23 protein-coding genes are annotated in these 26073 nt (G+C 71.7%); 18 read left to right on the top strand and 5 right to left on the bottom strand.

Annotation, left to right across the window (positions count from 1 at the left end):
* Position 1: 1 nt before the first annotated feature.
* From BJP60_RS10930 to rbfA, 5 genes are all read left to right on the top strand, one after another.
* Complete coding sequence (locus BJP60_RS10930) at positions 2 to 1516, top strand: alanine/glycine:cation symporter family protein (RefSeq protein WP_203135782.1); 1515 nt, start codon at positions 2 to 4, stop codon at positions 1514 to 1516.
* A gap of 108 nt (positions 1517 to 1624) precedes the next feature.
* Positions 1625 to 2614 carry a transcription termination factor NusA gene (gene nusA, locus BJP60_RS10925; protein WP_203135781.1) on the top strand — a complete coding sequence of 330 codons (990 nt, stop codon included), beginning with the start codon at positions 1625 to 1627 and terminating at the stop codon, positions 2612 to 2614.
* Between the two features lie 66 nt (positions 2615 to 2680).
* Positions 2681 to 2953, top strand: a complete 273-nt coding sequence (locus tag BJP60_RS10920) for a YlxR family protein (RefSeq protein ID WP_203135780.1) — start codon at positions 2681 to 2683, stop codon at positions 2951 to 2953.
* Between the two features lie 61 nt (positions 2954 to 3014).
* Positions 3015 to 5780: a translation initiation factor IF-2 gene (gene infB, locus BJP60_RS10915; RefSeq protein WP_203135779.1), complete on the top strand. Its 2766-nt coding sequence runs from the start codon at positions 3015 to 3017 to the stop codon at positions 5778 to 5780.
* Positions 5781 to 6021: 241 nt separating this feature from the next.
* Positions 6022 to 6462 (top strand): 30S ribosome-binding factor RbfA, encoded by a 441-nt coding sequence (gene rbfA, locus BJP60_RS10910; RefSeq protein ID WP_203135778.1) that lies wholly within the window; start codon positions 6022 to 6024, stop codon positions 6460 to 6462.
* A gap of 8 nt (positions 6463 to 6470) precedes the next feature.
* Here the strand turns inward: rbfA and BJP60_RS10905 are convergent, their stop codons facing one another.
* Positions 6471 to 7340, bottom strand: coding sequence for an A/G-specific adenine glycosylase (locus BJP60_RS10905; protein WP_203135777.1), 870 nt, complete (start codon positions 7338 to 7340; stop codon positions 6471 to 6473).
* Between the two features lie 98 nt (positions 7341 to 7438).
* Positions 7439 to 7870 (bottom strand): GNAT family N-acetyltransferase, encoded by a 432-nt coding sequence (locus tag BJP60_RS10900; RefSeq protein ID WP_203135776.1) that lies wholly within the window; start codon positions 7868 to 7870, stop codon positions 7439 to 7441.
* A 114-nt stretch (positions 7871 to 7984) separates the two neighbouring features.
* Here BJP60_RS10900 and BJP60_RS10895 point away from each other — a divergent pair, with 114 nt between their 5' ends.
* The 5 genes from BJP60_RS10895 to BJP60_RS10875 are packed head-to-tail and all read left to right on the top strand — an operon-like array spanning position 7985 to position 11527.
* Complete coding sequence (locus BJP60_RS10895; RefSeq protein ID WP_203135775.1) at positions 7985 to 8737, top strand: hypothetical protein; 753 nt, start codon at positions 7985 to 7987, stop codon at positions 8735 to 8737.
* Positions 8738 to 8793: 56 nt separating this feature from the next.
* Positions 8794 to 9693, top strand: a complete 900-nt coding sequence (gene truB, locus BJP60_RS10890) for a tRNA pseudouridine(55) synthase TruB (protein WP_203135774.1) — start codon at positions 8794 to 8796, stop codon at positions 9691 to 9693.
* The gene (locus BJP60_RS10885) at positions 9690 to 10058 is read left to right on the top strand and encodes a hypothetical protein (RefSeq protein WP_203135773.1); all 369 of its coding nucleotides are present in this window, start codon (positions 9690 to 9692) and stop codon (positions 10056 to 10058) included. Before truB ends, BJP60_RS10885 begins: the two co-directional genes overlap by 4 nt.
* Before the next feature lie 45 nt (positions 10059 to 10103).
* A complete protein-coding gene (locus BJP60_RS10880; RefSeq protein ID WP_238439395.1) occupies positions 10104 to 10553 on the top strand; it encodes a hypothetical protein in 450 nt (149 codons plus the stop codon).
* The gene (locus BJP60_RS10875) at positions 10550 to 11527 is read left to right on the top strand and encodes a bifunctional riboflavin kinase/FAD synthetase (RefSeq protein ID WP_203135772.1); all 978 of its coding nucleotides are present in this window, start codon (positions 10550 to 10552) and stop codon (positions 11525 to 11527) included. Before BJP60_RS10880 ends, BJP60_RS10875 begins: the two co-directional genes overlap by 4 nt.
* 63 nt (positions 11528 to 11590) lie before the next feature.
* Here BJP60_RS10875 and deoC read toward each other — a convergent pair whose 3' ends face one another.
* Positions 11591 to 12328, bottom strand: a complete 738-nt coding sequence (gene deoC / locus BJP60_RS10870) for a deoxyribose-phosphate aldolase (RefSeq protein ID WP_203135771.1) — start codon at positions 12326 to 12328, stop codon at positions 11591 to 11593.
* 88 nt (positions 12329 to 12416) lie between these two features.
* Between deoC and BJP60_RS10865 the strand changes: the two genes are divergently transcribed.
* The 4 genes from BJP60_RS10865 (at position 12417) to BJP60_RS10850 (ending at position 19034) form a co-directional block, all read left to right on the top strand.
* A complete protein-coding gene (locus BJP60_RS10865; RefSeq protein WP_203135770.1) occupies positions 12417 to 14684 on the top strand; it encodes a heavy metal translocating P-type ATPase in 2268 nt (755 codons plus the stop codon).
* Positions 14685 to 14761: 77 nt separating this feature from the next.
* Positions 14762 to 15421: a hypothetical protein gene (locus tag BJP60_RS10860; RefSeq protein WP_203135769.1), complete on the top strand. Its 660-nt coding sequence runs from the start codon at positions 14762 to 14764 to the stop codon at positions 15419 to 15421.
* Positions 15422 to 15797: 376 nt separating this feature from the next.
* Positions 15798 to 17945: a DEAD/DEAH box helicase gene (locus BJP60_RS10855; RefSeq protein ID WP_203135768.1), complete on the top strand. Its 2148-nt coding sequence runs from the start codon at positions 15798 to 15800 to the stop codon at positions 17943 to 17945.
* A 60-nt stretch (positions 17946 to 18005) separates the two neighbouring features.
* A complete protein-coding gene (locus BJP60_RS10850) occupies positions 18006 to 19034 on the top strand; it encodes an ATP-dependent 6-phosphofructokinase (protein WP_203135767.1) in 1029 nt (342 codons plus the stop codon).
* Positions 19035 to 19108: 74 nt separating this feature from the next.
* Here BJP60_RS10850 and BJP60_RS10845 read toward each other — a convergent pair whose 3' ends face one another.
* Complete coding sequence (locus tag BJP60_RS10845) at positions 19109 to 19597, bottom strand: hypothetical protein (RefSeq protein ID WP_203135766.1); 489 nt, start codon at positions 19595 to 19597, stop codon at positions 19109 to 19111.
* Between the two features lie 92 nt (positions 19598 to 19689).
* Positions 19690 to 21834, bottom strand: a complete 2145-nt coding sequence (locus BJP60_RS10840) for a S9 family peptidase (protein WP_203135765.1) — start codon at positions 21832 to 21834, stop codon at positions 19690 to 19692.
* A 177-nt stretch (positions 21835 to 22011) separates the two neighbouring features.
* On the opposite strand from BJP60_RS10840, the gene BJP60_RS10835 reads away from it, so the two are divergent.
* Genes BJP60_RS10835 through BJP60_RS10820 form a run of 4 tightly spaced genes read left to right on the top strand, consistent with a single transcriptional unit; the run spans position 22012 to position 26073 of the window.
* Positions 22012 to 23283 (top strand): inorganic phosphate transporter, encoded by a 1272-nt coding sequence (locus BJP60_RS10835; RefSeq protein ID WP_203135764.1) that lies wholly within the window; start codon positions 22012 to 22014, stop codon positions 23281 to 23283.
* Positions 23280 to 23606 carry a peptidase gene (locus tag BJP60_RS10830; RefSeq protein ID WP_203135763.1) on the top strand — a complete coding sequence of 109 codons (327 nt, stop codon included), beginning with the start codon at positions 23280 to 23282 and terminating at the stop codon, positions 23604 to 23606. Before BJP60_RS10835 ends, BJP60_RS10830 begins: the two co-directional genes overlap by 4 nt.
* A 28-nt stretch (positions 23607 to 23634) precedes the next feature.
* Positions 23635 to 24555 carry a phosphodiesterase gene (locus tag BJP60_RS10825; RefSeq protein WP_203135762.1) on the top strand — a complete coding sequence of 307 codons (921 nt, stop codon included), beginning with the start codon at positions 23635 to 23637 and terminating at the stop codon, positions 24553 to 24555.
* Positions 24556 to 24615: 60 nt separating this feature from the next.
* Positions 24616 to 26073: an aspartate ammonia-lyase gene (locus tag BJP60_RS10820; protein ID WP_203135761.1), complete on the top strand. Its 1458-nt coding sequence runs from the start codon at positions 24616 to 24618 to the stop codon at positions 26071 to 26073.

The following is a 26073-nucleotide window of genomic DNA, read 5'->3' as shown; positions in this document are numbered from 1 at the left end:
GATGGAAGCAATCGAGAGCTGGCTGGCCGCGCAGGGCGATCTCTTCTGGACCTGGGTCGTCCTGCCGATCCTGGCGCTGCTCGGCGTGTACCTCACCGTGCGCACGGGCGTCGTGCAGATCCGGCTGCTCCCGGAGATGTTCCGCACCCTGACCGACAAGACCCCGCTCGACGCCGACGGCAGACCCCAGTCGGTGTCGTCGTTCCAGGCGTTCACCATCTCTGCGGCCTCGCGTGTGGGCGTCGGCAACATCGCGGGCGTCGCCACGGCCATCGCCCTGGGCGGCCCCGGCGCGGTGTTCTGGATGTGGCTCATGGCCGCGATCGGCGCCGCCTCCGCGTTCGCCGAGTCCTCGCTCGCGCAGCTGTTCAAGGTGCGGGACTCCGACGGGTTCCGCGGCGGTCCCGCCTACTACATGGCGAAGGGGCTCGGGGCGCGATGGATGGGCATCGTGTTCGCCGTCATCCTCATCTTCTGCTTCCCGTTCGCGTTCAGCGCGCTGCAGGCGAACACGATCGCGATCACCACCGCGACGGCCGTCGAGACGCTCACGGGAGCCGATGCGCAGTGGCTGCCGCTCATCGCCGGCGTCATCACGGCCGGCCTCACGGCGCTGATCGTCTTCGGCGGCGTGCGCCGCATCGCCGACGTGACGCAGATCCTCGTCCCGGTCATGGCACTCGCGTACCTCCTCCTCGGCCTCGCGGTCGTGGTCGTGCACATCGACCAGCTGCCAGCGGTGTTCGCGTCGATCTACACGCAGGCGTTCGGCTTCAACCAGGTGCTCGGCGCCACGCTCGGCCAGATCATCCTCGTCGGCGCCAAGCGCGGCATGTTCTCGAACGAGGCCGGCCTCGGGTCGGCTCCGAACGCGGGCGCCGCGGCGGCGGTCACGCATCCGGTCAAGCAGGGACTCGTGCAGTCGCTCGGCGTGTACTTCGACACGATCATCGTGTGCTCGATCACCGCGTTCCTGGTCCTCGTCGCCGTGCCGATCGAGCCCGGCGGTCCGCAGGGCGTCGAACTCACCCAGATCGCTCTCGAGACCTCGCTCGGATCGTGGACGGCCATCGCGCTCGCGGTCGTCGTGTTCATGCTCGCGTTCAGCTCGATCATCGGCAACTACTACTACGGGGAGGCGAGCATCGAGTTCATCTCGCCCCGCCGCTCCGTGCTGCTCGTCTTCCGCTCGCTGGTCGTGCTGGCCGTGCTGGCGGGCTCGGTGGCCTCCGCGGGGGTCGTCTGGAGCGCGGCCGACGCCGTGATGGGCGTCATGGCGGTGATCAACCTCGTCGCGCTCGCGCTGCTGTCGGGCCTCGTCTTCCGGCTGCTGAAGGACTACACGCGTCAGCGCCGAGAGGGCCTCGACCCGGTCTTCACGCGCGACCGGATGCCGGATGTCAAGGGCATCTCGTGCTGGGAGGACGCGCTCTCCGTCACGGGGCCGCTGGAGGTCGTCCCGCGTCAGCGTCCGTCGAAGAGGCAGCGCGCGGATCTCGACGGCCGTCGGCCCTGATCCGGGCGAGGCGGAGCCGCCGCTCCCAGCAAGCTGCGGATCCGGTCCGGTAATGTCGGAGGGATACCGGCGGACGTGTGCCGGTGAGAGCTGAATAGGGAGGTCGCTGTGGACATCGATCTGGGGCTGCTGCGGACGGTCGAGCGCGAGAAGGAGATCCCGTTCGACGAACTCGTGCGGATCATCGAGCAGGCGATCCTGACCGCCTACGGCAAGCACACTTCGCAGAGCGGCGAGGTGCCCGAGGGGGCCCGCGCGCAGCTCGACCGGAAGACCGGTCACGTGGGCATCTACGTTCCCGTCCACGACGACGAGGGCGCGGTCATCGGCGAGGAGGAGACGACTCCCGAGAACTTCGGCCGCATCGCGGCCTACGCGGCCAAGCAGGTCATCAGCCAGCGCCTGCGCGACATCGCGGACGACGCCGTGCTGGGGGAGTTCCGCGGCAAGGAGGGCGACATCGTCGCCGGTGTCGTGCAGCAGGGCCCGAACCCGCGCATGATCCACGTCGACCTCGGAACGGTCGAGGCGATCCTCCCTCCCGAGGAGCAGGTGCCCGGCGAGGAGTACCGTCACGGGTCGCGCCTGCGCGTGTACGTGACGAGCGTGTCGAAGGGCGCCAAGGGGCCGGCCATCACCGTCTCGCGCACGCACCCCGGTCTCGTGCGCAAGCTGTTCGCGCTCGAGGTGCCGGAGATCGCGAGCGGCCTGGTCGAGATCACGTCGCTGGCGCGCGAGGCCGGTCACCGCACGAAGATCGCCGTGAAGGCGAACGACCCGTCGATCAACGCCAAGGGCGCGTGCATCGGCGAGCTCGGCCGTCGCGTGCGGGCCGTGACGGAGGAGTTGAGCGGCGAGAAGATCGACATCGTCGACTACGACGCCGAGCTGGCCAAGTTCGTCGCGAACGCGCTGTCGCCCGCCAAGGTGACGTCGAGCTTCGTGCTCGATGCGAACACCAAGGCCGTTCGCGCGCTCGTGCCCGACTACCAGCTGTCGCTCGCGATCGGCAAGGAGGGCCAGAACGCCCGCCTCGCCGCCAAGCTCACGGGCGCCAAGATCGACATCCAGCCCGACTCGATCCTCGAGGACAGCTGACCCGAGGACCGTCCAGCGGGCGGCTCCCGTGAACGCGTGAGACCGTTCCGGAGAAGAGAGGGTAGGATGGAGGCAGTACGAACGTGCGTCGGCTGTCGCACGCGTGCCCCCCGAACCGCTCTGATCCGAGTGGTCGCGCGCGGTCTCGAGCTCGTCATCGACGAGCGGAAGGCCGCACCGGGTCGGGGCGCGTGGCTGCATCCCACTCGCGAGTGCGCGGAGACCGCCCTCAGGCGCCGCGCCTTCGGACGAGCATTGCGTGTGTCAGGCCCGCTTGACACGCAGACCTTCGAGGAATGGCTGAACGGCTATGGAAACAAAGTGAACGGCTCGAAATGAGACCCGTCCGCCTTTAGAGGTCTGCCCTGTCCTGGGGTAGGCCGCCCCAGACAGGAGAATTGTGGCAAAACCACGCGTACATGAGATCGCTGCGGAGATCGGCGTCGACAGCAAGGTCGCCCTGGCGAAGCTCAAGGAGCTCGGCGAGTTCGTGAAGAGCCCGTCGTCCACGATCGAGCCCCCCGTCGCGCGCAAGCTGCGTGCGGCGTTCGAGGCCGACGGCGCCAAGCCCGCCGAGAAGGCCGCGACCCCGGCGAAGCCCGGCCGTCCCGGCCCGGCGCGCGCGACGACCGCGAAGCCCGGCGCCCCGGCGAAGCCCGCCGCGCCCAAGGCCGAGCAGCCCGCCGCACCGGCGCCGGCGCCCGCACCGGCGCCGCAGAAGCCGGCCGTGCCCGCGGCCGAGAAGCCTGCCGCCCCGGCCGCGGAGAAGCCTGCCGCACCGGCGAGCCAGGCGCCGAAGCCCGGCGGTCCCCGTCCCGGCGCCCCGCGCCCCGGCGGTGCCCCGCGTCCGGGCAACAACCCGTTCGCCTCGTCGCAGGGCATGGGGCAGCGCCCCGCCGGCCCGCGTCCGGGCAACAACCCCTTCGCTTCCGCGCAGGGCATGGGGCAGCGCCCCACGCCCGGCAACATCCCGAAGCCCCAGCCGCCGCGTCCCGGCGCTCCGCGTCCGGGTGCGCCGCGCCCCGGCGGTCCCGGCGGCGCGGGCCGTCCCGGTCGTCCCGGTGGCGGCGGTCGTCCCGGCGCGCCGTTCCAGCAGCGTTCGGGCGGTCCCGGTCGTCCCGGCGGCGGCGGAGGCTTCCGTCCCGGCGGCGGCCCCGGTGGTGCGCCCGGCGGCGGCTTCCCGGGTCGTCCCGGCCCCGGTGGCCGCGGACGCGGCGGCACGGCCGGCGCGTTCGGCAAGGGCGGCGGCAAGTCGAAGCAGCGCAAGTCGCGTCGCGCGAAGCGCCAGGAATTCGAGATGCGGTCGGCGCCGGTCGTCGGCGGCGTCAACGTCCAGAAGGGCAACGGCGAGATCATCCGTCTCCGCCGCGGCGCGTCCATCGCGGACTTCGCCGACAAGCTCGAGGCGCTGAACGGCTACACCGTCCAGCCCGGCACGCTCGTGACCATCCTGTTCAACCTGGGTGAGATGGCGACCGCGACCGAGTCTCTCGACGAGGCGACCTTCGAGGTCCTCGGCGAGGAGCTCGGCTACAAGATCCAGATGGTCTCGCCCGAGGACGAGGACAAGGAGCTCCTCGAGGGCTTCGGTCTCGACCTGGAGCAGGAGCTCCTGGACGAGAACGCGGACGACCTCGAGATCCGCCCGCCGGTGGTGACCGTCATGGGTCACGTCGACCACGGTAAGACGCGACTGCTCGACGCGATCCGTCAGACCAACGTGGTCGAGGGTGAGGCCGGTGGCATCACGCAGCACATCGGCGCCTACCAGATCTGGACCGAGCACGACAGCATCGAGCGCGCCATCACCTTCATCGACACCCCGGGTCACGAGGCGTTCACCGCCATGCGTGCCCGTGGTGCGCAGGTGACGGACATCGCGATCCTGGTCGTCGCGGCCGACGACGGCATCATGCCGCAGACGGTCGAGGCGCTGAACCACGCCCAGGCGGCCGGTGTGCCGATCGTGGTCGCGGTGAACAAGGTCGACAAGCCCGAGGCGAACCCGGGTCGCGTGCGCCAGCAGCTCACCGAGTACGGCCTCGTCGCCGAGGAGTACGGCGGCGACGTGATGTTCGTCGACGTGTCGGCCCGTCAGGGCACCGGCATCCAGGACCTGCTGGACGCCGTGCTGCTCACGGCGGACGCCGGGCTGGACCTCACGGCGAACCCGAACAAGGCTGCGCGCGGTGTCGCGATCGAGGCCAAGCTCGACAAGGGCCGTGGTTCCGTCGCGACCGTGCTGATCCAGTCGGGAACGCTGCGCGTCGGCGACGCGATCGTCGCGGGCACGGCCTACGGCCGCGTGCGCGCCATGATCGACGAGAACGGCGAGCACGTGGAGGAGGCGGCTCCGTCGCGTCCGGTGCAGGTGCAGGGCCTCAACTCGGTCCCGCGCGCGGGCGACACGTTCATCGTCACGGATGAGGACCGCATGGCGCGTCAGATCGCCGAGAAGCGCGAGGCCGCCGAGCGCAACGCCCAGCTGGCCAAGGCCCGCAAGCGCATGTCGCTCGAGGACTTCACGCGCGCTCTCGAAGAGGGCAAGGTCGAATCGCTCAACCTCATCATCAAGGGCGACGTGTCGGGTGCCGTCGAGGCGCTCGAGGAGTCGCTGCTCAAGATCGAGGTCGACGAGAGCGTCCAGCTGCGCATCATCCACCGCGGTGTGGGTGCCATCACGGAGTCGGATGTGAACCTGGCGACGATCGACAACGCGATCGTCATCGGCTTCAACGTCCGTCCGGACGCGAAGGCCCGCGAGGCCGCATCGCGCGAGGGCGTCGACATCCGGTTCTACTCGGTCATCTACAACGCGATCGACGATGTGGAGCAGTCGCTCAAGGGCATGCTCAAGCCGGAGTACGAGGAGGTGCAGTCGGGCGTCGCGGAGATCCGCGAGGTCTTCCGCTCCTCCAAGTTCGGCAACATCGCCGGTGTCATCGTCCGCTCGGGCACGATCACGCGCAACGCCAAGGCGCGCGTCATCCGCGACGGCGTGGTCATCGCCGACGGCCTGGCGATCGAGTCGCTGCGTCGCTTCAAGGACGACGTCACCGAGGTCCGCACGGACTTCGAGGCGGGTATCGGCCTCGGCAAGTACAACGACATCCAGATCGGCGACGAGATCGAGACGACGGAGATGGTCGAGAAGCCGCGCTCCTGACACTCGTCGCGAAGCGACCGCCATCCGGTCGTTGAGCGAGGAGCGAAGCGACGAGTCGAATTGCTCGTCGCGAAGCGACCGCCATCCGGTCGTTGAGCGAGGAGCGAAGCGACGAGTCGAAACGGGCTGGATCTCGTCGAGACTCTGAGAAACTGGCCCTGGTGGGTGGCTGCGGCCGCCCCCAGGGCCGTTCCGTCCCCTCGGGGATCCACCCCACGGGGACACACTGAAGGAGGACTTCATGGCTGGTCAGGAACGACAGGCGAGGCTCTCGGACCGGATCCGGGTGATCCTGGCGGAACGGCTGGAGAAGGGGCTGCGCGATCCGCGGCTCGGCTTCGTGACGATCACGGACGTGCGCGTGACGGGCGACCTGCAGCACGCGTCGGTCTTCTTCACGGTCTACGGCTCGGACGAGGAGCGCGCATCGAGCGCCGCCGCGCTCAAGGCGGCGACGGGCATGCTGCGCAGCGAGGTGGGCCGCAAGCTCAACACGCGCCTGACGCCCACGCTCGAGTTCATCCCGGACGCGCTGCCGGAGAACGCCGGGCATCTCGACGCACTGCTGCGCGAGGCGCGCGAGCGCGACCAGGCCGTCGCCGGCATCGCGGCGACCGCGAAGTACGCCGGGGACGCCGACCCGTACGTGAAGCCGCACGACGCGGACGTCGACGGCGACTGACGACCCGCTCAGCTCCGCGGCAGGTGGAGCACGCCGTGCTCGGCCTCGATGAGCCCGTCGTCCAGCAGGCTCAGGATGGCGCGGTCGCGCTGCAGCGCGTCCGGCCAGTCCGCGAGCACGTGCACCTGAGGCTGCGCGCCCTGCTCCCGCAGGGCGCGCAGCACGGCGCCGCGCGCCTGACGATCGCTGCCCTCGTACCGCGCCTGCCGCCGGCGCAGATCCGGCGTGTCCGGACGCCCCGCGAGCACCCAGGCGCACAGGTCCTCGAGAGGGCACGCGGCGCAGCGCGGTGAGCGCGCCGTGCAGACGACCGCACCGAGCTCCATAGCCGCGGCGTTCACGGCCGCGGCTCCCGTCATGTCGTCGGGGAGCAGCGCCTCCATGTCGGCCAGGTCGCGCCGGTGCGGGGGACCGGGCTGCGCGCGACCATGCACGGCACGGGCGATCACGCGGCGCGTGTTGGTGTCGACGACCGGATGGCGGTCGCCGTACGCGAAGGCCGCGACAGCGCGGGCCGTGTAGTCGCCGATGCCCGTGAGCGCCAGCAGCGCGTCGACGTCGCGCGGCACCACGCCGTCGTGCCGGTCGCGGATCTCGACCGCCGCGCGGTGCAGCCACAGCGCGCGACGTGGATAGCCGAGGTTCGCCCACTGCTTCACGGCCTCGGCGGGCGGATCGGCCGCGAGCGCGGTCGGGGTGGGCCAGCGTCCGAGCCAGGCCTCGAGATGCGGGATGACGCGGTTCACGGGCGTCTGCTGCAGCATGAACTCGCTGACGAGCACGCCCCACGCGCCGAATCCCTCCGCGCGCCACGGCAGGTCCCTCTTCTCCCGCGCGTACCAGGGGATCAGCCGCGCGGCGAGCGAGGAAGCAGGCATCCCTCCAGCGTAGGCGCGACCCGCGCGCGCGTACCGCCCTCCGCACGACGCGGGGTGCTGACGCACACCGGCCGCGCGCTGAGACTCCCGTGCTTCGCTCAGGCGGTGCGGATCATGGGCACGTGCGGGATGCCGTCCTCGAGGAACTCCGGGCCCTCCGGCGCGAAGCCGAACCGCGCGTACCAGTGTGCGAGGTGCGACTGCGCGTCCAGTCGCACGGTGCTCGCCCCGCACTGCGTGAGCGCCCGGCGCATGAGCTCGGCCGCCAGACCTCGCCCGCGCGCGCTCGCCGCGGTCGCGACCCGGCCGATCCGGCGATCCGGTCCGTCGGTCAGCAGGCGGAGCGTCGCGACCACGTCGCCGGCGTCCTCCGCCCACAGCTGCACCGCCGTCGGCTCCACGTCGCGCCCGTCGAGCTCGGGATACGCGCATTCCTGCTCGACCACGAAGACATCCACCCGCAGCCGCAGGATCGCGTACAGCACGAGGGGCGGGAGGTCGGCGGTCGGAGCAGAGCGGTATTCGAGCACCGGATCAGCCTAGGCGTTACGCAAACGTGACGCCGTGGCGCGGATGGGGTCCCGCAGACCGGGCAGGACTCAGGGAGCATCGTGGCGAAGGCGATGCACATCGAAGGGAACATCATGACGGACTTCCGCTTGCGCCGCGTCCCGACCGCGGCGACGATCGTGGCGGTCTCGCTGCTCGGGCTGGCGGCTTGCGCGACACCGTCCGGTCCCGCGGCCGTCGACTCGCCGTCCGCGTCGCCGAGCGCACCGACCCAGACGCCGGCCGCGCCGACGGAGACGCCGACGGCACCGGCGGAGACGCCGAGCGCACCGGCCGAGACGCCGACCGCGGTGCCGGCCCTGCCCACGCAGGAGCCTGGGCCCGATGAGCCAGGAGCGAACGCGGACATCGCGACCTGGGCGATCAGCGAGGAGGGCATCGGGCCGTTCCGCATCGGCATGGCGTGGGGCGAGGCGGTGGAAGTCGCCGAGCAGCTCGGATGGGACACGTCGGCGGCGGGCGACCAGGCCGGCTGCGCGCCCAACGTGCGCCCCGAGCCCCGCGACGGAGATCTCTCGCTGTACATCTGGAAGGGCGAGTCGGTCGTGTACGACATCACGCTGACCGACGACGGCGATGCCGCGCAGGACGCTCCGCGCCCGAAGACCGAGGACGGCCTGACGGTGTCCAGCACGGTCGACGAGGTGCGGGCCGCCCACCCCGGCGCGAGCGAGGGGAACGTCATGCCGAGCGGCGAGCGCCCGTTCCTGACCGTGGACGACGACGGCCGGGACGGCCGCCTGCACTTCGAGCACGCGCCGGAGGAGGACGTCATCACCGGCATCTCCGTCAACCGGATCGATCAGCCCGCCTACGAGCACTGCTGACGGACCGCGCGGCCGCTTCAGCGGGCGGATCGCGTCGGACACGTACGCTGGAGGGTATGCGTCCCCCGTCCGGCATCCTGCTCGTCGACAAGCCGGGCGGGATCACGAGCCATGACGTGGTCGCCCGCACGCGCCGTGCGTTCGGGACCCGCAAGATCGGCCACGCGGGCACGCTCGATCCGATGGCCACGGGTCTGCTCACGCTCGGCATCGAGGGCGCGACCCGCCTGCTGACCTACCTCGTCGGTCTCGACAAGACCTACGACACGACGATCCGTCTCGGGGCGGCGACGACGACGGACGACGCCGAGGGGGAGGTCGTCGCGACGGCCGGACCCGAAGAGCTCGCCTCGGTCACGGACGAGCGGATCGCGAGTGGAGTCGCCGCGCTCACGGGTGCGATCTCGCAAGTGCCGAGCACGTTCTCGGCGATCAAGGTCGACGGCAAGCGGGCGTACGACCTCGCCCGGTCCGGCCAGGATGTCGAGCTGAAGTCGCGTCGGGTGACGATCGACCGCTTCACGGTGGCGGCGATCCGCCGCGCGGGCGGGTTCATCGACGTCGACGCGACGATCGACTGCTCGTCGGGCACGTACATCCGGGCGCTGGCCCGCGATCTCGGCGCGGACCTCGGAGTCGGGGGACACCTCACCATGCTGCGCCGCACGCGGATCGGCCCGTTCGCCCTCGCCGACGCCCACGCGCTCGAGACGCTGGCCGAGCGGCCCGCGCTCCTGGACCCCGCCGAGGTGGCCGGGCGCGTGCTCGGCCGGCTGGAGGTCAGTGCCGACGAGGCGCGGGACCTGCGGCACGGCAAGCGCCTGGACGGTGCCGCGAGCCGCATGACCGGCGCGAACGCGGCCGCGATCGACCCCGACGGCGTGCTCGTCGGCATCGTCGAGCGCCGCGGAGACGCGCTCAAGAGCGCCATGAACATGCCGGAGGTGCCCGCGTGATCCTGTGGTTCACGATCGTCCAGCTCGTCGTCGCGGTCGTCGCCGGCCTGCTGGCCGTCGTGCTGGGCCTCGCCGGGAGGCGGCCCAGCGATCTCAGCGTCGGGGCGCTAGCGCTCGTCGAGCTGCTGCTGATCGGGCAGGTCGTGATCGCGATCGTCGCGCCGTTCACGGGCAACCCGCCCACGGGCAGCGTGCTGGAGTTCTGGACGTATCTCGTGTCCGCCGTGCTGCTGCCGGCCGCCGGGGTCGCATGGGCGCTGATCGAGCGCAGCCGCTGGAGCACCGTGATCATGGGTGTCGTCGCGCTCTCGGTCGCGGTGATGGTGTGGCGCATGCAGGTGATCTGGACGATCCAGGTCGCCTGAGCGCCCACCTGTGGCGCGGGCGCACGCGCCTAGACTTGAGGGGCTATGAGTGAAACGAAGCCCTCGCGCCGCATGACCGGCATCGGCCGGGTTCTCGTGATCGTCTACGGCGTGATGGCGCTCGCCGCCACCGGCCGTTCCTTCGTGCAGATCGCCGAGCGGTTCGAGCAGGCGCCGCTCGCGTTCTCGCTGTCCGCCGCGTCCGCCGTGGTCTACATCCTCGCCACGCTCGCGCTGATCTTCTCGCGCAGCGACGCGTGGTACCGGGTCGCCTGGGTGGCGATCGCCTTCGAGCTCGTCGGCGTGCTCGTGATCGGCACCATCTCGTTCATCGTGCCCGAGCTCTTCCCCGAGGCGACCGTGTGGTCGCACTTCGGCAACGGCTACCTGTTCATCCCCCTCGTGCTGCCGTTCCTCGGCCTGTGGTGGCTGATCACGCACCGCACCGCGCCCGTCGCCGCCGCGAGCGAGGCGTCCGCGGAGGCGGTCCGATGATCCTGTTCCAGGACGTCTCCGAGGTCCCCGCCGACTTCGGCCCGACGGTCATCGCGATCGGCAAGTTCGACGGCGTCCACGCGGGGCATCGCGCGCTCATCGAGAAGATGCTCGTCGACGCGGCCTCGACACAGGCCCGCACGGTCGCGGTCACGTTCGACCGCAACCCGCTCGCGGTCGTCGCGCCCGAGCGCGTACCGCGGTCGCTCGTCGGCATGACGCAGAAGGTCGAGCTGCTGGGGCGCACGGGGATCGACGCCGCGCTGATGCTGCGCTTCGACGAGGACCTGGCGTCCGAGGAGGCCGAGGCCTTCGTGCGGCGCGTGATCGTGGCGGGGCTGCGCGCGCAGCGGGTGCTCGTGGGCAGCGACTTCCGCTTCGGACGCGGCGGCGCGGGCGACGCCGCGCTGCTGCGCCGCATGGGGCAGGACCTGGGCTTCGCGGTCGAGGAGGTCGCCGACGTCGCGAGCGCGGAGGACGGACGCCGCGTGTCGTCGACCTGGATCCGCGAGCTGCTCGACGCCGGCGACGTCGAGCGCGCGGCGAAGCTGCTGGGCCGCTACCCGGCGGTGACCGGAGAGGTCGTGCACGGCCTGAAGCGCGGCCGCGAGCTGGGCTACCCGACCGCGAACCTCTCGCCCGAGGCGGAGGGCTATGTGCCCGCCGACGGCGTCTACGCGGGGTGGCTCACCGAGCGCGCGCCCGAGGGCGTGCTGCGCTCCGGGGTCCGATACCCGGCGGCGATCTCCGTCGGCACGAACCCGACGTTCGACGACGTCGAGGTGCCGCAGGTCGAGGCGTACGTGATCGACGAGACGGATCTCGACCTCTACGAACGACGCGTCGAGATCGAGTTCGTCGCCCGGATCCGCGGCATGGTCGCGTTCGAGGGCGTCGACAAGCTGATCGAGCAGATGGCCGACGACGTCGCGCACGCCCGTCTCGCCCTCACCGACGCCACGTCCGGGCGCTGAGCTTCCGCCGCACGCGGCGACGCCGTTCGGCGCCGGCACCGCACGCGCAGGTGATCGGCGAGCTCAGTAGCTGCTGCGGTCCTCGGCGCCCGAAGCGGCGCGGCCCTCGGCGCGGGCGCGCAGCTCGCCCAGGATCGTCGCGCTCGCGCTGGTGCCCAGGCGCGTCGCGCCCGCCTCGAGCATCGCGAGGGCGGAGTCGAGGCCCCGCACACCGCCGGACGCCTTGACCTGCACGGCGGGGGAGACGCTCTCGCGCATGAGCGACACGTGCTCGACCGTCGCGCCGCCGCCGGCGAACCCGGTCGACGTCTTGACGAACGTCGCGCCGCCCGCCTCCGTCAGGCGGCTGCCGCGTGCGATCTGCTCGAGGTCGAGGTAGCTCGTCTCGAGGATGACCTTGGTGACGGAGCCGCCCTCGGACGCACGGCCCCCGGCGGCCTCGACGACGGCGGCGATGTCGGCCGTCACCAGGTCGTCCTCGCCCGAGCGCAGCGCGCCGATGTGCACGACCATGTCGAACTCGCTCGCGCCGTCCTCCTCGGCTTGCCGCAGCTCGGCGACCTTGGCGGCGGTGGACGTGGTGCCGTGCGGGAAGCCGATCACGGTGCCGACCGCGACGCCCGTGCCGTCGAGGCGACGCACGGCGTAGGCGATGTCGGAGGGACGCACGCACACGCTGAACACGCCCCACTCGGCGGCGATGTCGAGCTCGCGATCCACGTCGGCGCGCGTGAAGTCGGGCTTCAGGATCGCGTGGTCGATGGTGGCGGCGACGGCCCGCTCGTTCAGCTCGTTGGTCATGCGTCCAGCCTACGTCGCCGGTGTTGCGGGAATACCCCAGGGGGGTATCTTGGTTCCGGCGTGATGAACCCATGAAAGGGGGCCTCCCATGAGTCATACGGTGCAGGACGAGCGGCGCGACGTGGTGCTCGACATCCAGGGCATGACGTGTGCGAGCTGCGTCGCGCGCGTCGAGAAGCGCCTGCAGCTGGTGCCCGGCGTGGACGCCGCGGTGAACCTCGCGACGGAATCGGCCAAGGTCCAGGTTCCGGCGACGGTCGCCGACGACGCCCTCGTCGAGGCCGTGAAGTCGGCGGGCTACGACGCCACCGTGCGTCGGGTGGCGCGGCCGCACGCGCCGGACCGCGGCGCCCATGCCCACCACGCGAGCCACGCGAGCCACGCGGAGCACGAAGAGGGTCAGGATCACTCGGGTCACGTGCATGACGTCGAGGACGCGCCCGGCGAGACGCCGCTGCGGACCCGGTTGATCGTCGCGGTCGTGCTGAGCGTGCCGATCCTGCTGGTCTCCATGATCATGCCCCTGCAGTTCCCGGGATGGCAGTGGGCGGTGCTGGCTCTCAGCCTCCCGGTCGTGCTGTGGGCCGGATGGCCCTTCCACCGCGCGACGCTGCGCAACGCGCGCCACGGTGCGGCGACCATGGACACGCTCATCACGCTCGGCACGCTGGCCGCGCTGCTGTGGAGCGCGTGGGTGACGATCGTCGGCGGCATGCACGTGTACTTCGAGGTCGCGGCCGTCGTCACGACCTTCCTGCTGCTGGGCCGCTTCATCGAGCAGCGTTCTAAGCGCCGGGCGGGCGCCGCGCTGCGCGCCCTGATCGACCTCGGCGCCCGCGAGGTCGTGCTCGCCGACGACGCCGGGCGGGACGCCGACACCGTGCCGATCGACGGTCTGCAGCCGGGGGACCGCTTCGTGGTGCGTCCCGGCGGCACCATCGCGACCGACGGCGTCGTGGAGGACGGCGAGGCCGCGATCGACGCCAGCATGCTCACCGGAGAGTCCGTCCCCGTGCCCGTCCGCTCCGGTTCCGCGGTCACCGGCGGCACGATCGCGACGGACGGGCGCCTCGTGGTGCGCGCCACGGCCGTCGGATCCGACACGCGCCTGGCGCGGATCGCGGCGCTCGTCGAGGACGCGCAGGCCGGGAAGTCGCGCATCCAGCGGCTTGCCGACCGGATCTCCGGCGTCTTCGTCCCCGTCGTCATCGGTCTCGCGATCCTCACCCTCGTCGGCTGGCTGCTCGCCGGGCAGAGCCTCGAGGCGGGCTTCATCGCGGCCGTCGCGGTGCTGATCATCGCGTGCCCGTGCGCACTCGGACTCGCGACGCCCGTCGCGATCCTGGTCGGCACGGGGCGCGGCGCGCAGCGCGGCATCCTGATCACCGGTCCCGAGGCCATCGAGAGCGCGGGCCGGATCGACACGATCGTGCTCGACAAGACCGGCACGGTCACGAGCGGCCGCATGACCGTGCACGACATCGTGCTCGGCCGCGGTGCCCACCGCGACGAGGTGCTGGGGATGGCCGGGGCCCTCGAATCGGGCTCGGAGCACCCGATCGCCCGCGCGATCGTCGCGGCGGCGCAGCGGCAGGAGCTGCCGGCGGTCGGCGGCTTCCGCAATCACGCGGGCCACGGCGTGACCGGCTCGGTCGCGGGGCGCGAGGCGTTCGCGGGCAGCCTCGCGTTCGCGATCGACCGCGGCGCACGCGTGCCCGATGAACTCGCCGACGTCGCGCGCGTCGCCGCCTCCACCGTCGTGATCGTCGGATGGGCTTCGGCGGCCGGCATGAGCGCCACGGCGCGCGCCGCCATCCTCGTCGGCGACACCTTGCGCGATGACAGCAGGGACGCGGTCGCGGGCCTGGAGCGCCTCGGACTCGACGTCGTGCTGCTCACGGGGGACGGCGAGGGGGTCGCCCGCGCTGTGGCCGACGAGGTCGGCATCCGCGCGGTCGTCGCAGGGGTGTCTCCCGAGGGCAAGGTCGCGGAGATCCGCCGCCTGCAGGAGGCCGGTCACCGGGTCGCGATGGTGGGCGACGGCGTGAACGACGCCGCCGCACTCGCGACCGCCGATCTCGGCATCGCGATGGGCGGCGGCACGGACGCGGCCATGCACGCGAGCGACATCACGCTCGTGCGCGACTCGCTGACCGCGGCGGCCGACGCCGTGCGTCTGTCGCGTCGCGTGCTGGGTGTCATCCGCGGCAACCTGTTCTGGGCCTTCGGCTACAACGTGGCGGCGATCCCGCTCGCGGCGCTCGGATTGCTGACGCCCATGATCGCGGGCGCCGCGATGGCGTTCTCCAGCGTGTTCGTCGTGCTGAACAGCCTGCGGCTGCGCTCGTTCCGGTGAGCGGAGGCAAGCGCTCGGGCGCCGCGACATCGCGAGCCGCCCGAGCGCTTGCGCGGCTCGTGAGGCAGGATGGGGCCATGCGCCCCGTCCGACTCGCCGCTCCCGCGCTCGTCCTCGCGGTGTTCGCGCTCGCCGCGTGCCAGCCGACGCCCGATCCGACCGACTCGCCCGCGCCGACGAGCGAGGCGCCCACCGTCGCACCGACGGAGCCGACGGATTCGCCGGAGCCGAGCGCCTCCGCGACGCCCACGCCGAGCCCGACCCCCACGGAGACGCCCGACGCGGGCGCCCTTCCCGCGAGCTGCGAGGAGGCGTACTCGCTGCAGATGCAGGACTGGCTCTTCGCCGAGCTCGGCGCGCTCAACCCCTCGGATGCGGATCTGGTGCCGAGCTCGAAGCTCGCCGATCTGCTCGACGTGATCCAGGGCTCGCCGAACCTCACGTGCTACTGGACGCCCGAGGGCGGCGGCACGATGGCGCTCAACTCCAACGCGGCGGTCATCTCTGCCGAGCACGAGCAGTTCGTGCGCGACGCGCTCGGACAGGCGTTCCCGGGCTGCGACGCGACGGCGGAGCACGTGCGGTGCACTCGCGAGGGGGAGCAGCAGGAGGGAACCCTCGAGACCGAGACCGTCGTCCTGCGCGGCGACGTGATGCTGACGACGTATGCGATGAACGTCGACGGCGCGCTCGTGCAGGAGGCCGTCGACGACATGCTCGCCCACCTGCCGCAGTGACGCCTCCCGCCCCCTGAGCGCGGGCTCGCTCCGCCGGAGCAGGGTCCGTCGCCGCGGCGCCGGATTTCCGCCCCGACCCGCGGCGTTTCGCGGCGGGTGATGCCCTAGACTGGGCTCACAGGTTTCCGTTCCGACGCGTCACCGACGGCCGAGAGATCCGGGTCTCGACCCGATTCGCTCGCTCGACCTGGTTGCACTGCGCAACGCAGGCAGGCGCACGTGCCCCGGGCGGAGACCGCGTCCGCGTCGCCGCATCGCGCAAGCGCGTGGCACTCGCGACCAGCGATGTCGTCTCGTCGCCGAGCGGCGGACGCACCAACGACTCCGACCGCCGGCCCGCGCCGCGGTCGAGACGGTCTCTACGCTCAGGAGGAGCATGCCGACCACGGCACCCGCGCGACAGCGCAAGAAGTCCTCATCCGCGCGCCGCGACGACGAGGCCCCCCTCATCCCGATCCTCGCGCGCAAGGTGCGCGAGGTCGAGGCGAAGGCCCAGCGCGGCAAGCTCGGCCCCACGAACCGCACCAAGTTCCAGGTGATCGCGTTCCTCGTGCGCGAGGAGCGCGCACGCGTCAAGGCCGACCCCGAGCTCACCGACGCCGCGCGCGCCGAGCTGCTCAAGCGCCTCGACGGCGTCGCGACGATCCTCGCCAAGACGGCCGCGCGCGACACGTCGCTCATCCAGCTGCTCGAGGTCGACCAGGCCACGTCGCCCGTCGCGCGGCGCATGCGCCGCGACTGGCTGCTCGAGTCGGGGGCCGAGCTGCCGCCCGAGGAGCTGGTGATCGCCGACGTCAAGCCCGTCGTGCAGACGACGCTCGTGCCCCCGGCCGCCGCCGAGCGTCAGGTGACGCCCCCGCAGATCGAATCGCGCGTCGAGGCGAACCCGTTCCTCGCGCCCGACCTGACCCACCGGGTGGGCGGCCCGACGCCGCGCCGGCGTCTGGACGGCTGGGAGCTCATGGGCCCGCTGTACAAGGCGTTCGAGCAGGGCTCCGGCGGCGGCTCGGCCACCATGCCGCTGCCCGAGCTGCCCGAGTTCGATCGCGTCTCGCCCAAGGGCCTCGAGGTCATGGCGCACCAGTCGCGCTTCCTCGAGGCCGTGCGGGCCGGTCACCGCACGTTCCTGCTCGCCGACGAGCCCGGCCTCGGCAAGACCGCCGAGTCGGTCCTCGCGGCGTCGGTCGCGGGCGCGTACCCGCTCGTGGCCGTCGTGCCGAACGTCGTGAAGATGAACTGGGCGCGCGAGGTCGAGCGGTGGACGCCGCACCGCCGCGCGACGGTCATCAACGGCGACGGTGCCGACATCGACGCGTTCGCCGACGTGTTCATCGTGAACTACGAGATCCTGGATCGGCACCTCGGCTGGCTGGCGAAGATCGGCCTGCGCGGCATGGTCGTCGACGAGGCGCACTTCATCAAGAACCTCACGTCCCAGCGGTCGCAGAACGTGCTCGCGCTCGCGTCGAGCATCCGCGAGAGCACGCCCGGCGGCGATCCGCTGCTGCTCGCCCTCACGGGAACGCCGCTCATCAACGACGTCGAGGACTTCGACGCGATCTGGCGGTTCCTCGGCTGGACCACGGGGGACAAGCCGGGCCCCGAGCTGATGGAGAAGCTGGACGCGACCGGCCTCACGCCCGCGGACAAGGCCTTCTATCCGGAGGCCCGCGACGCCGTGATCTCCATGGGCATCGTGCGGCGACGCAAGAAGGACGTGGCGAAGGATCTGCCCGACAAGCTGATCGCGGATCTGCCCGTGCAGCTGGACGACGAGTTCGGCCGCGGCATCCGCGAGGCCGAGCGCGAGCTCGGTGCCCGCCTGGCGGCCCGCTACCGCCGGATCATCGAGTCCCGCGGCGACCGCGGCCTGGCGCCCGGCGAGATCGACGACGACATCGTGCGCCTCGTCGCGCAGGGCGAGCTCGACGAGTCGAAGGCGGCCGGCACCGAGGGAGACAACGTCTTCACGATGGTGCGGCGCATCGGCCAGGCGAAGGCCGGCCTCGCGGCCGACTACGCGGCCCAGCTGCAGCGCTCGGTCGGCAAGGTCGTCTTCTTCGCGAAGCACATCGACGTGATGGACCAGGCCGAGGCGCACTTCGCGGCGGTCGGCATCAAGAGCGTGTCGATCCGCGGCGAGCAGTCGTCCACCGCCCGCCAGCAGGCGATCGACGCGTTCACGGGAGACCCCGAGGTCGGCATCGCGGTGTGCTCGCTCACCGCGGCGGGCGTCGGCGTGAACCTGCAGGCGTCGTCGAACGTCGTGCTGGCCGAGCTCAGCTGGACCGCCGCCGAGCAGACGCAGGCAATCGACCGCGTGCACCGCATCGGACAGGATGAGCCCGTCACGGCGTGGCGCATCATCGCCGCGCACACGATCGACACGAAGATCGCCGAGCTGATCGATCAGAAGCAGGGCCTCGCGGCGCGCGCACTCGACGGCGAGGCCGTCGACCCGACGTCGAGCGACTCGGTCCAGCTCGCCGCCCTCATGCACGTGCTGCGCGACGCGCTCGTTTGATCGCCGCAGGGTCCGGACGACCCCCATCGGGCGTCGTCCGGATCCCCTAGTGTCGAGAGCATGAAGATCGGAATCCTCACGTCCGGAGGTGATTGCCCCGGACTGAATGCGGTCATCCGCGGCATCGTCCTCAAGGGCACCACTTCCTACGACCTCGAGTTCGTGGGCATCCGCGACGGCTGGCGCGGCGTCGTCGAAGCGGACTTCTTCCCGCTCACCCGGCACGAGGTCAAGGGCCTCGCGAAGGTCGGCGGCACGATCCTCGGCACCAGCCGCACCAACCCCTACGAGGGGGAGCGCGGCGGCGCCGAGAACATCAAGGCGACGCTCGCGGAGAACGGCATCGACGGCATCGTGGCGATCGGCGGCGAGGGGACCCTCGCGGCGGCCGAGCGCCTCGCGAACGACGGCGTGCCCGTCTTCGGCGTGCCCAAGACGATCGACAACGACCTCGGCGCGACCGACTACTCGTTCGGCTTCGACACCGCCGTGAACATCGCGACCGAAGCGATGGACCGCCTGCGCACCACGGGCGACTCGCACCAGCGCTGCATGGTCGCCGAGGTCATGGGCCGCCACGTCGGCTGGATCGCGCTGCACGCCGGCCTCGCCGCGGGCGCGCACGTCATCTGCATCCCGGAGGTGCCGCTGTCGATCGAGGAGATCACGGCGCAGGTCACCTCGGCCCACGAGCGCGGTCGTGCCCCGCTCGTCGTGGTGTCCGAGGGCTTCAAGCTCAAGGGGCAGGAGGAGGCCTACAGCGACAAGGGCCTCGATGCGTTCAACCGCCCGCGCCTGGGCGGCATCGGCGAGGTGCTCGCTCCGGAGATCGAGCGGATCACCGGCATCGAGACGCGCGCGACCGTGCTGGGCCACATCCAGCGCGGCGGGTCGCCCTCGGGCTTCGACCGCGTGCTCGCCACGCGGCTCGGCCTGCACACGGCGGACGCCGTCGTGGAGGGCGCGTGGGGCGAGATGGTGGCCCTGCGCGGCACCGACATCGTCCGCGTCCCGTTCGCCGAGGCGCTCGGCGAGCTGCACACCGTCCCGCTCTCGCGCTACGAGGAGGCCGCGGCGCTGTTCGGCTGATCCCGCACGACGAGGGGCGGTCGCGATGTGCGCGCGACCGCCCCTCGTCGCGTCCGGCCTCGGCGGGGGCGCGATCACTGGGCGGGCAGGCAACCGCCGTCCATGATCCCGCCGCCGATCTCGGCGGTCACCGCCTCCGGCGTGACCGCGCCGAACACGCAGCCGCCGTCGGGTGCCGTCGCCCCGAACAGCACGTCGCCTGCGGCGGCGCGGGTCTGCACGCTCGCGAGCCCGGCGTCCTGCAGGACCTCGGTCACCGCTGCGGCCGTGAGCGCCGTGCCGCCGGTGCGCAGCGACTCCAAGCCCCGACGCACCGCCGGCAGGTGCTCGGCTGCCGCCGCGGCGGCCTCTTCGCCGAGCGGGATCCGCTGGCGGTAGCGGTCGTTCTCCGCCATCGCCGCATCCGGATCGTACGGTGCGCACCCCGCCCGCGGCTCCGTCCCGGGAGGCTCCGGACATGCGGCGGTGGGGCTGGGCGAGACCGTGGCGGTCGGAGCTGCGGCTTCTCCCGTGGCGCAGCCGGTGAGCAGCACGGCCATGGCGAGCAGGAGCAGGGCGCGCATGACGGCACCCTACGACCGCGCGGGCCGGCCCCGCTGTCCCCCGTTCGGCGGGCGCGGGGGTGCGTGCCCACGGCCCCGCGATCCGCGCCCGGTCAGGCCTCGGCGACGCCCAGGACGTCGAACAGCCAGGCGAGCTGGAAGGCCCGCTCGCGCCACGAGTTGTAGCGGCCGCTCACGCCGCCGTGGCCCGCCACCATCTCGCACTTGAACAGCGCGTCGGCGCCCACGTCCCGCAGGCGCGCGACCCACTTCGCCGGCTCGACGTAGAGCACGCGCGTGTCGTTGAGCGACGTCATCGCCAGGACCCGCGGGTACGTCACGCCCTCGCGCACGTTCTCGTACGGCGTGTACCCCTTCATGTACGCGTATACCTCGGGGTCGTGCAGCGGGTCGCCCCACTCGTCCCACTCGATGACCGTCAGCGGCAGGGACGGATCCAGGATGGACGTGAGCGCGTCGACGAACGGGACGTCCGCCAGGATCCCCGCGAACAGCTCGGGGGCGAGGTTCGCGACGGCTCCCATCAGCAGGCCGCCGGCCGACCCGCCCTCCGCGACGAGGCGATCCGGGGCCGTGTAGCCCTCCGAGACGAGGTGCCGCGCGACGTCGACGAAGTCGGTGAACGTGTTGCGCTTCGCCTGCAGCTTGCCGTCCTCGTACCACTGGCGGCCGAGCTCTCCGCCGCCGCGCACGTGCGCCACGGCGAAGACGACGCCGCGGTCGAGCTCGGACAGGCGCGCCACCGAGAACGCCGGGTCGATCGAGTGCTCGTACGAGCCGTAGCCGTACAGGTGGACGGGCCGGATCGCCGCACCGGGCTCGCCGAAGGAGCGCTTCCAGACGAGCGAGACCGGGATGCGCGTGCCGTCCTGCGCGGGCGCCCACAGGCGTGCCTGGCCGTACTGCTCGGGGTCGTAGCCGCCGAGCACCTCCACCCGGCGCCGCAGGATGAGCTCCCGCGACTCGAGCACGTATTCGAACACCGATCCCGGGGTCGTGAACGAGCCGTAGCCCAGGCGGATCACGGGCGGCGCCCACTCCGGGTTGCCGCCGAGTCCCGCGGCGAACAGCGGCTCGTCGAAGTCGATCTCGGTCAGCGCGTGGGTGCGGTAGTCCAGCAGCGCGACGCGCGGCAGGCCCTCGCGGCGGTACTCCACGACCGCGAAGTCGCGGAAGCAGTCGACGTCGAGCAGGCGGCGGCCCGGCTCGTGCGGGAGCACCTTCTCGACCTCCTCGGGCGCGCCCACGCGCGCGCGCACGAGCTCGAAGTCGAGCGCACCGTCGTTGTGCAGGATGTAGAGCCAGTCCTCGCCGTCGATCACCGCGTGATCCACGCCGTACTCCACGCCCTCGCGGCGCGGCCACACCACCCGCGGTGCGGCATCCGGATCCGTCGCGATCGTCGCCGCGTCGAGCAGTGCGACCTCGCTCGTGATGCTGGAGCCCGACTCGACCACGACGAACCTGTCGCTGCGCGTGACGCCCGCGCCGACCCAGAAGCGCTCGTCGTCGTCGCGGTAGATCTCCCGGTCGCCCTCGCGGCCCGCCTCGCCCACGGCATGCAGCCACGCGCGGTCGGGACGCCACGCGTCGTCGACCGTCGTGTACAGGACGTGCGTGCCCGACGGCAGGAAGTGCGCACCCGAGGACGTCCCCTCGATCACGTCGGGAAGGATCTCGCCGGTCGCGAGGTCCTTGATCCGGATCGTGTAGCGCTCGTCGCCCGCGACGTCGACGGCCCACAGCATGCGGGTGCCGTCCTTCGACACGTCGAACGACCCGAGCGAGAAGAACTCGTGCCCATCCGCCTCGGCGTTGGCGTCCAGCAGCACCTGCTCGCCCGGCACCTCGACCTCGGGGCTGAGCACCGGAGGAGTCCAGTCGTCCGGCCCCGCGATCGGTGCACGGCACTGCAGGCCGTACTGCTTGCCCGCGATCGTGCGGCCGTAGTACCACCAGCCGTCCCGGCGGCTGGGGAGGCTCAGATCGGTCTCGCGCACGCGGCCCCTGATCTCCTCGAAGATCCGCTCGCGCAGCGGCTCGAGGTGCGCGAGCGCCGCGTCGGCGTGCGCGTTCTCGGCCTCGAGGTGGGCGATCACCTCGGGAGACTCCTTGTCCCGCAGCCACTCGTACGGGTCCTCGAACGTGTCGCCGTGATGGGTCCGGGGGACGGGACGGCGGTCGGGGCGGGGAGCGGGCTGGGGGCGTTCGGTCTGCGGGGACGCGTGCGCGGTCATCCGACAACGCTATCCGCCGGGCGAGGCCCCGGTGCGCACGGGGCGCGCGGCGGTTTGACCCCTCCGCCCGCCGGTGCGAGGATCGATGACTGTCTGGTTGCCAGATCGTGAACACATGGCGAACTCTTCGTTCGCGTATGCCGGATCCATCGGATCCCCGCACCCGGAAGGCGGACGGTGGAAACCGCAGCCCTCATCGTCGCGCTCGTCATCGCGCTCGCACTCTTCTTCGACTTCACAAACGGCTTCCACGACACCGCGAACGCGATGGCGACGCCCATCGCGACGGGAGCGCTGAAGCCGAAGGCGGCCGTCGCCATCGCCGCGGTCCTGAACCTCGTCGGCGCGTTCCTGTCGACCGAGGTCGCCAAGACGATCTCGGGGGGCATGATCCGCGAGGACCAGATCTCGGGGACGGTGTTCCCCTCCCTGGTCTTCGCCGGCCTGATCGGCGCGATCACCTGGAACATGCTCACGTGGCTGCTCGGCCTGCCGTCCAGCTCGTCGCACGCGCTGTTCGGCGGCCTGATCGGCGCGACGCTCGTCGGCATCGGCGCCCAGGGCATCGACTTCGGCGTCGTGATGTCGAAGGTCGTGCTGCCCGCCGTGCTCGCGCCGCTGACCGCCGGCATCATCGCGTACGCCGTGACGAAGATCGCGTATGCCGTGACGCGCCGCTACGACGGCAAGCCCGACGGTCGAGACGGCTTCCGCTGGGGCCAGATCTTCACGTCTTCGCTCGTCGCTCTCGCGCACGGCACCAACGACGCGCAGAAGACCATGGGCGTCATCACGCTCGCGCTGATCGCCGTCGGCTGGCAGTCGCCCGAGCACCACGAGCCCCAGCTGTGGGTGATCTTCTCGGCGGCGGCCGCGATCGCGCTCGGCACGTACGTCGGCGGATGGCGCATCATCCGCACGCTCGGCAAGGGCCTCACGGACGTCAAGCCCGCCCAGGGCTTCTCGGCCGAGACATCGACGGCGGCCACGATCCTCGCCTCCAGTCACCTGGGCTTCGCGCTGTCGACGACCCAGGTGGCCTCGGGCTCGGTCATCGGATCCGGCCTCGGGCGCCGGGGCTCGGAGGTGCGCTGGCGCACGGTCGGCCGCATCTTCGTCGGCTGGCTGCTCACGCTCCCCGCGGCCGGAGCCGTGGGAGCGCTCGCGGCGCTGCTCGTCGTGTGGTCGCAGTCGCTGGGGCTCGGGGTCCTGGGCGTCGTGATCGACGCCGTGATCGCGTTCGCGATCGTCCTGGGGCTGTTCCTGCGCTCGCGCCGCGACGAGGTCCACGCGGGCAACGCCATGAGCGAGGTCGCCGAGTCGGGCCTGGCCGTGAAGGTGGACGAGAACCCGCCGCCCACGCCGCGGCAGCGCCGGATGATGTCCGAGAAGGCGCGGCGCAAGGCGGAGGCCAAGCGCCAGGGCGCGAGCGGGGGAGACGACAAGTGAACATCGACTGGAGCGCCTTCCTGCTCGTCTTCGCGGCCGCCCTGATCGCGGCGGTCGTCGTCGTGGGGTTCTACGCCCTCGGCCTGCGGATGCTCGCGCGCAGCGGTCGTGTGCCCGTCGTCGCGCCCGCCTCCTTCACGGACGCCATCACGGTGCTGTCGCCGAAGCGGCTCGCGAAGGCCGAGAAGGCGGCGGCGAAGGCGGCCGCGAAGAACCCCCTCAGCGAGGGGCAGAAGCGGCTGTCGCTGATCACGGCCTATGCGTGCTTCGTCGTGTGCGGCCTCGCCGTGCTCGCGGGCATCCTGCTGATCGTGCTCGGCTGATCCCGGCGTGTCACCCGCACGACCTACGATGACGCCCATGCAGCTCGGCCAGTACGCCCCCGCCCACCGGACGATCGTCCACCTCAGCGATAGCCATCTGCTGGCGCGCAACGCGCCCCTCGGCGGGCGCTACGACACCGAGGCGAACCTGCTGCGCACGCTCGCGCGCCTGGAGCAGCACGTCGCCGACGGCACGGTGCGGCCGGACGCGCTCGTCTTCACGGGCGACCTGACCGACCTGGGAGAGCCCGAGGCCTATGCGCGGCTGCGGGAGCTCGTCGAGCCCGTCGCCGCACGCATGGGCGCACCCGTCGTGTGGGTCGCCGGCAATCACGACGAGCGGCCCGAGATGCGGCGCGACCTGCTCGGCCTGTCCGCCGACGAGACGCCCGTCACGGGCGTGTGGGACCTGGGCGGGCTGCGCCTGGTGGCGCTCGACAGCTCGGTTCCCGGATGGCATCACGGAGCGATCGACGACGCCCAGCGCGAGTGGCTGCGCGGCGTGCTCGCCACGCCCGCGCCGCTCGGCACGATCCTCGCCCTGCATCATCCGCCGCTGCCGAGCCACGTGCCCCTGTTCGACATCCTCGAGCTGCGCGACCAGGGCGCGCTCGCCGAGGTGCTTGCCGGCTCGGACGTGCGCGCGATCCTCGCGGGGCACCTGCACTACTCGACGAGCGGCACGTTCGCGGGCATCCCCGTCAGCGTCGCGTCGGCATCCTGCTACACGATGGACGTCGCGCGCCCGCCGCAGCGCGTGAACGGGATGGATGCGGGACAGGCGTTCCACCTCGTGCATGTCTACGACCACACGATCACCCACACGGTCGTGCCGGTGGATCAGGAGGATCCCGCCGCGTTCTTCTCGCCCGAGTGGTACGAGCGGATCGCGCAGCTGACGCTAGAGCAGCGCCTCGAGGCGTTCTCGCGCAAGCCGCCGCGAGCCTAGGCTCGTATCGATGGCTTCTCGACGAGGAGGGGCCAGGCCGCCACACCCACAAGGAGAACGATGGCTGACGACTCGACCACCCGCATCGAGACCGATTCGCTGGGATCCCTCGAGATCCCGGCAGACGTGTACTGGGGCATCCACACGGCGCGCGCCCTCGAGAACTTCGACGTCTCGAAGCGCCCGATCTCGGTGTACGCCGAGCTCGTGGTCGCGCTCGCGATGACGAAGCAGGCCGCGGCGCGGGCGAACCGCGAGATCGGCGTGCTCGACCCGATCAAGGCCGACCTCATCGACCGCGCGGCGCAGCGCGTGATCGACGGCGAGTTCCACGACCAGTTCATCGTCGGCGTGATCCAGGGCGGCGCCGGCACCTCGACGAACATGAACGCGAACGAGGTCATCACCAACATCGCGCTCGAGCTCGCCGGACGCGAGAAGGGCGACTACGCCTACCTCTCGCCGATCGACCACACGAACCGCAGCCAGTCGACCAACGACGTCTACCCGACGGCGATCAAGATCGGCATCTCGCTGGTGCACGTGACGCTGCTGGAGGAGATCGAGCTGCTGCGCCGGGCGTTCCTGGCCAAGGCGCGCGAGTTCCACGACGTGCTGAAGGTCGGCCGCACGCAGCTGCAGGACGCCGTGCCGATGACGCTCGGCCAGGAGTTCAACGGCTTCGCCACCACGCTGGGTGAGGATCACGCGCGCCTCAAGGAGAACTCGTCGCTGCTGACAGAGATCAACCTCGGCGCGACCGCGATCGGCACGGGCGTGACGGCGCCGCACGGGTACGCGGAGGCCGTGCGCCGTCACCTCGTCGAGATCTCGGGGCTGCCCCTCACGACGGCGACCGACCTCGTCGAGGCCACGAGCGACACGGGCGCGTTCATGTCGTTCTCCTCGTCGCTCAAGCGCAATGCGATGAAGCTGTCGAAGATCTGCAACGACCTGCGCCTGCTGTCATCCGGTCCGCAGGCGGGACTCGGCGAGATCAACCTCCCCGCCCGCCAGGCGGGCTCGAGCATCATGCCGGGCAAGGTGAACCCCGTGATCCCGGAGGTCGTCAACCAGGTGGCGTTCTCGGTCGCCGGTGCCGACATGACGGTCACGATGGCCGCCGAGGCGGGCCAGCTGCAGCTGAACGCGTTCGAACCGGTGATCGCGAACTCGATCCTGCAGTCCATCACCTGGATGCGGCAGGCGATGCGCACGCTGCGCGTCAACTGCGTCGACGGCATCACGGCCAACCGCGAGCGCCTGGGCGCGATGGTGGGCTCCTCGGTCGGCGTCGTCACGGCGCTCACGCCGTTCATCGGCTACTCGGCCGCGGCGGCGCTCGCGAAGACCGCCCTGCTGACGAACCGCAACGTCGCCGACCTCGTGGTCGAGGCGGGGCTGATGGACCGCGCGGAGGTCGACAAGCAGCTCTCGCCCGCGCGCTTGTCCGGCATCGAGGCCATCACGGCGGCGCTGCCGGTCATCTCGCCCGAGGACCTGCAGGCCTCCTCCTGA

This window comes from Microbacterium sp. JZ31, assembly GCF_016805985.1.
GTDB lineage: Bacteria > Actinomycetota > Actinomycetes > Actinomycetales > Microbacteriaceae > Microbacterium.
The sequence above is the reverse complement of the archived record's forward strand: the minus strand, read 5'-3'. Positions and strand labels throughout refer to the sequence as shown.